4 protein-coding genes and 3 pseudogenes are annotated in these 5,922 nt (G+C 60.2%); 4 read left to right on the top strand and 3 right to left on the bottom strand.

The window, feature by feature from the left end:
* Positions 1–499: IS66 family transposase (locus GCT19_RS40590; RefSeq protein WP_152854991.1), on the top strand; the 499-nt coding region annotated here is incomplete at its 5' end.
* A 30-nt stretch (positions 500–529) separates the two neighbouring features.
* Here GCT19_RS40590 and GCT19_RS40595 read toward each other — a convergent pair.
* Positions 530–1,159: pseudogene (locus tag GCT19_RS40595) on the bottom strand (IS5 family transposase); the annotation flags it as partial.
* Positions 1,160–1,272: 113 nt separating this feature from the next.
* On the opposite strand from GCT19_RS40595, the pseudogene GCT19_RS40600 reads away from it, so the two are divergent.
* From GCT19_RS40600 to GCT19_RS40610, 3 genes and pseudogenes are all read left to right on the top strand, one after another.
* Positions 1,273–2,080: pseudogene (locus GCT19_RS40600) on the top strand (IS5 family transposase).
* A gap of 102 nt (positions 2,081–2,182) precedes the next feature.
* Complete coding sequence (locus GCT19_RS40605) at positions 2,183–2,392, top strand: hypothetical protein (RefSeq protein ID WP_152854992.1); 210 nt, start codon at positions 2,183–2,185, stop codon at positions 2,390–2,392.
* Positions 2,393–3,084: 692 nt separating this feature from the next.
* Positions 3,085–4,004, top strand: a pseudogene (locus GCT19_RS40610) (IS630 family transposase); the annotation flags it as partial.
* Positions 4,005–4,096: 92 nt separating this feature from the next.
* On the opposite strand, the gene istB reads toward GCT19_RS40610, so the two are convergent.
* Together istB and istA are read right to left on the bottom strand one after the other, a co-directional pair.
* Positions 4,097–4,864 (bottom strand): IS21-like element helper ATPase IstB, encoded by a 768-nt coding sequence (gene istB / locus GCT19_RS40615; protein ID WP_152854993.1) that lies wholly within the window; start codon positions 4,862–4,864, stop codon positions 4,097–4,099.
* A 12-nt stretch (positions 4,865–4,876) separates the two neighbouring features.
* On the bottom strand, positions 4,877–5,922 hold a 1,046-nt coding region (gene istA, locus GCT19_RS40620; protein ID WP_152854994.1), incomplete at its 5' end, for an IS21 family transposase.

The following is a 5,922-nucleotide window of genomic DNA, read 5'->3' on the forward strand; positions in this document are numbered from 1 at the left end:
CGCCGCATTGGCGCTGCCATTCTTCGCTGCGCTTTACGACATCGAGCGCGAGGCGCAGACACTGGAAGCTGAAGAGCGTCGCAGGCTTCGACAGAGCCGGGCCAAACCGGTGTGCGACGCACTTCATGAATGGATGGTGGCGCAGCGCAAGCTGGTTTCGGAAGGTTCAGCGATTGCGAAAGCGCTGGATTACAGCCTTAAACGCTGGGAAGCGCTGACGCGCTATCTCGACGACGGACATGTGCCCATAGACAACAACTGGGTCGAAAACCAAATACGTCCGTGGGCTATCGGCAGGACCAACTGGCTGTTCGCCGACTCACTCCGAGCGGGCCAACGCGCTGCCGCCATCATGAGCCTGTTGCGCTCAGCACAACTCAATGGGCACGAACCGCACGCCTATCTGAAGGACGTCCTCACGCGATTGCCGACCCACAGGGCCAGCGACGTCGCAACATTGCTGCCTCATCGCTGGCAGCCGACAGTTGCGGTCGCTTAGCTCAATTCGTCAAGACGGGTTTGCTGGCCCCTTACCGTGCAACAGCGCATGAGCCTCCGTAATGTCGTGGACGTTGCCCGTCGTGCCTACAACGGTATGGAGCAGACCGGACTTAGCGTCCACGCCGATGTGCGCTTTCATTCCGAAACGCCAGTTATCGCTTTTCTGCGTCTGACGCATCTCGGGATCGCGCGTTCCGGAGCTGTTTTTCGTCGAACTGGGCGCCGGAATCAACGTGGCAACGACCACCGTGCCGGTCTTGAGCATCAGGCCTTTCTCCACCAGGATTTCATTGACCAGCGCGAGCATCTGCGCAGCCAGTCCATGGTGCTTTGAGAAGGTGACGAAACCGCAGAATCGTGCTCTCGTCCGGCAAACGCATCGTGCCGCCGTCAGATCCTGCGAAGTCACGATACAGCGGCACGTCATATAACGCTTCTTCCATCGCTGGATCGGACAGACCAAACCACTGTTGCATAAAATGAATGTGCAGCATCGTCGCGATCGGGAACGGCGGCCGTCCAGTCTTACCAGTCGGATAGTACGGTTCGAGCAGCGCAATGAGCTTCAACCAAGGCACACCGCGCCGTCCTCATCGAGAAATTCGCGCTTACGCGTGCGCTTCGTTGTCAAATCCAGGTCAAGTCCAAGTTGCGTCATCTGGGCTCTCCTTAACTCACTCCCTTCATCCCAAGATAGTTCACCGGAATCCCAATGCCAGGACTTTTGCCGACCTTCCTTAACCTTGGCCACCTGAACAACTGGAACCAAGGATGGGCGCGCCGATTGTTGATGACGAACTTTGGACGCTGATCGAGCCATTGCTGCCGTCGCCCAAACCCCGGCGCAAGAAGAATCGAGGCCGGTTGCCAGCCGAGCTGCACTGAACTGAATCCTGTTCGTGCTCAAGACCGGTATCCGCTGGCCCGACCTGTCGACGAAATAGGGATTTTGGATCGGATTCAACCTGCTGACGACGGTTGCGCGACTGACAGAAGGCCGGCGTCGGGAAACGACTGCAGGAGCTACTGCTGCCGAAGTTACGCGAGGCAGGCGAACTCGATTTCAGCCGAGCAGCCGTCGACTCTTTGGCTGTGCGAGCCGTTGGGGCGGCCGAAAAGCTGGTCCGAGCCCCACGGATCGCGCCCAGGCTCCAAGCACCACGTCCTCGTAGACGCCAATGGCGTCTTTGTCGGCGCGATCCTCACTGGGGCGAATCGTAACGACGTCACCCAGTTGCTGCCGCTGCCTGACGCCATTCCACCGATTGGCGGCGTACGTGGCCGGCCGCTTTAGAAGCCCATGGTCATCTACGCAAACCGTGGCTATGACTGCGAGGCACAGCGCCAGAGACTTCGCGAGCGAAGCATCACGCCGCGTATTGCCAGGCGCCGCACAGAACACGGGAGCGTTCTGGGAAAATTCCGTTGGGTTGTCGAACGTGCTCATGCGTGGTCTCACGACTTCCGTCGTCTTCGCATTCGCTTCGAACGTCGGGCCGACATTCACAAAGCACTTCTCAAATTCGGTTGCTCCCTCGCCTGCGGGAAGATTTTCAGACGGGCGGAGCAGCCTTTTTGAATCCGTCTCTTAAGCTGCCGACTGACCAAGAGATATGCACCAAAGCCTCCCAACGAGGTGCTCACCACATTGGCAGTCTTGGTCCTGACGGACGAGGGGTCGATGCTGCGTTTCGCAGATCAACGTGCAAAAGTGTGCTTCTCAGTAGACTTCGTCATGGCCAAGCAGCGTGTGCCTCGCTCTGGCTTTTCGATCGTGCTGCTCAACCTAGATTTGCCGGTGCGAAGTTCGGGCACGCATGCCACGCATGTGAATGCTGGTCGATACGATCTTGCAACAATGCAACCTTGTCTCGCCTTGAAAACGAGTTGAATTATGAAAGCAACGTTACTTATGTCTTGTGTGATGGTAATCGGGATGCTCGCACAGTCGGCCCACGCCACTGATGTAAACTCTGACTTCCGGCCACAGGTATGTTGGCTCCCTGACGGCACTCCTTGTGACGGGATTGGGACTAATTGAATCCATGTCAACCGATTCTCTGCCGATGCGTCACGTCATCATGCTGAATGGAGTTCCGGTTGATGGTCTGTGTGCGCGCAAAACGCCCGCCGAAGCAGCCAAGGCGGTTGTGGTCGCACAGCAGACCGCATATCGTGGTAATAATCTGCCTTGAACATGCGCTGGCTGTACTCTCTTCGGATTACATCCCTTGGGCAGTCCAGCGATCTCAACACCACCTTCCTGATGCGGCTCCGGCGGCAGTGAGTGGCAACAAGCCGGCGTATAGGATCGACTTCACCCAATGCTGCTGCCGAGGTTGCGAGCGGTGGACAAGATAGACTTCTCGCGCGTGGTCGTGGATTCCTCCTCGATTCGTGCGATCGGGGCGGGCGAAGAACTGGTCCGAACCCGCCGATCGTGCACGACCAGGCATCACCTCCCCTCCAACGGCACGCGCATCGTGGCGATCCTGACGGGTGCCAATCGTAGCCACGTCACCCGACTAGTACAACATCCAGTAAATAGCTTGATTGAATTATTGCGTTGGCTAACATGTCGGGATGAGCCAAGGTCGTCATGCAGCGCCAGTGAAGTTGGAAAAAAAAGAACGAGAAGAACTCCTGTCGCTGATCGAGCGAAAGACCGCGGCTCAGCGAGATGTGATGCGGGCGCGCATCGCGCTGTGGGCGCACGAAGGACACCCGAATACGGTGATCGCTCGGGAGCTGCGCGTGTCGGTGCAGACGGTCTGCACGTGGCGCAAGCGCACAGCACGGTGGGCAGGGCCTGCGCGAGAGTGAGCGTAGCGGCCGTCCGCCACGCATCACGCAAGAAACGCGACTGCAGTTGATTGCGTTGGCATGTGAAGCACACGAACCCGAGGGACGGGTTACGCCAACGCTGGACGGGATAGTGGCGCGCGCGATCGAGCGCGGCATTGTCGAACAGATCAGCCGCAGCCATGTGCAGCGAATCTTGCAGGCCGGCGACGTGCGCCCACACCGAGTCAAGCAATGGCTTCACCGTTCGGATCCCGCCTTTCGTGAGAAGGTCAATGTGATTTGCAAGTTGTACCGCAAGGCCCCTCGAAACGCGGTGGTACTCAGCATCGACGAGAAGACTAGCATTCAAGCCATCGAGCGCAAGAGAGTTTGAATATATCCGCCACGGCACCCAAGCGCTGATTGCCGCGCTTGATGTGCATACCGGAGAGGTGCTGGCAGACTGCCGCGAGCGGCGTACCCAGGACGATCTGGTCGCCGTCATGGAGCGCGTGGCGGCTGCGCACCCGGGCTAAACGGGTGCACCTGAGATTTGCGACAACCTGAATACGCATCGCGCTCAGGCCGTTTGGCAGGCATTCAACGAGCGGTATGATGAATGGTTTCACTTCCACTTCACCCCGCTGCACGCGAGCTGGGTCAATCAGATCGAACTTTGGTTTGCCCGCTACACGCGCCGAGTGCTACGCCATGCCAGCTGCGCATTTCGGCGAACGTGACCGCCGATTTCGGGAACGTGACCGATCCGGCGGGGTTGGGCGTTGCGCGGTGTTGATTGTAGATTTCCTTGTTAGTTCTGGTCGAGTTCGGGCTCCAGGACGTTGGGTTTTGGGGATGCTTTTCTGAGGGATTCACCGGTGAGCGTTATCCGGTGGTGACGCTGCATGAGGCGGTCGAGCATTGCGTCGGCGATGGTCTCGTCGCCGATCCATCCATGCCAGTGCTCAATCGGTAACTGGCTGGTGATGATGGTCGCCTTTCCCGCCGAGCGGTCATCGATCATCTCGAGCAGATCGTTTCGAACCATCGTATCGAGAGGCGCCATTCCCCAATCGTCCAGCAGAAGCACGTCAACGCGGGCAACCTGCAGCAGCCATTTTGTGAAACCGCCGTTGCCGTGCAGAACGCGAAGCTCTTCGCCAAGTCGTGGCACGCGCAGGTACAAGGCCGAATGCCCGCGCCGGCAAGCGTATTGGGCCAGGGCGCACGCGAGCCACGATTTCCCAGCGCCGGTTGGACCGCTGACGAGCAGGCTGTAGCCGGCTTCGACCCAGTCACCGAGCGCGAGACTCGTGAGTGAGCGCGGATCGACGCCACGGCCAGCGCGCGTGTCGAGATCTTCAATGGCGGCTTGCGGATACTTGAGGCGCGCCTGCTTGAGCAGTCGGGTACGACGGCGATCATCACGCCAGCTGGCTTCCCGGTCGACCAGCAGTGACAGGCGTTCCTCGAAGCTCAGGCTGGCCGCACCGGGCTGCGTCAATTGTTCTTCCAGGCCGTCAGCGAAACCGTCCAGCTTCAGGGTGCGCAGTTGCGTCAGTGTCTGTTGCATCATCATGGTGGGTCTTCTTTATTGATAGTAGCCGGGGCCGCGTACATGCGCGTGGCTCGGGCTGATCCAGTCGGCGGGTGTCGCCGCCGCCGTCCGGTCGCGGTTGTTGATCAGGATGTCGCGCACGTGGCGGTAGCGGTGCACGCCCAGTTCCAGCGCCAGCGCGCAGGCGGCTTCGAGACGGTCGCGGCCATAGCGACGTGAGAGCGACAGCAATCCGAGGCACGCCCGATAGCCGTGTTCCGGGTGACGTTGCTCCTGCAGCAGCCGGGTGACGAGCGCGCCGGTTGCCGCGCCGATCTGCTGTCCCCAATGAATCAGCCGCTGCGGCGTCCATTCCAGATGAGCGCGGTGTGCCGCCGGCATGTGCTCGACGACGGTGGTGTAGCCTCCGGCCCGGTCATTGCGGGCGTGGCTGGCAACCCGGCGACCACGATGCAACAGTTCGACAGCGCCAGCCGTGATGCGCGCATCGAGCTTGAGGCCAACCAGCGCGTGCGGGACGCTGTAGCGGTGCTTATCGATCTCAACGTGGTAGTCAATGTGAACGGTCACCGTCTTGAAGCGCGCAAGTTCATAGGGTTGAGCTGGCAGCGACTGTAGTGCCGGCGCGTCCAGTTCGGCGAATGCGCTGGCACGGCATCCCGGCAGCTTCTGGAAAGGGCGCTCGTTCAGGTTCCTGAGCAGCGGGCGGATCGCCTCATTGACCGAGTGGACCGACGCAAACCGGTGATGGCGCAGGCGCGCCATGATCCAGCGTTCGACCACCTGGACCGCAACCTCTACCTTCGGTTTGTCCTGCGGACGATATACGCGTGCAGGAAGGAATGACGTGCCGTAGTGACGCGCAAAGTCCAGCACGGTGTCGCCGGCGCGAGGTTCATAGCGGTCGGGATCGGCAATCATCGCGCGCGGGTTATCCGGCACGATCAGCTGCGGCACGCCACCATAGAAGGTCAGCGCACGTGCGATGCCGCCCAGCCAGTCCTCCATCGTTTCGGCTGGCGTCGCGCATGCGAACGTGTAACTCGATGCGCCCATGGCCGCCACGAAGATGTGCGCGC

This window comes from Paraburkholderia atlantica, from assembly GCF_009362785.1.
Lineage (GTDB): Bacteria > Pseudomonadota > Gammaproteobacteria > Burkholderiales > Burkholderiaceae > Paraburkholderia > Paraburkholderia atlantica.

Coding starts and splice junctions, on each gene's coding strand:
- istB (WP_152854993.1), bottom strand. CDS start 4,864: ATGATGATGCAACAGACACTGACGCAACTGCGCACCCTGAAGCTGGAC.
- GCT19_RS40605 (WP_152854992.1), top strand. CDS start 2,183: ATGCTGCGTTTCGCAGATCAACGTGCAAAAGTGTGCTTCTCAGTAGAC.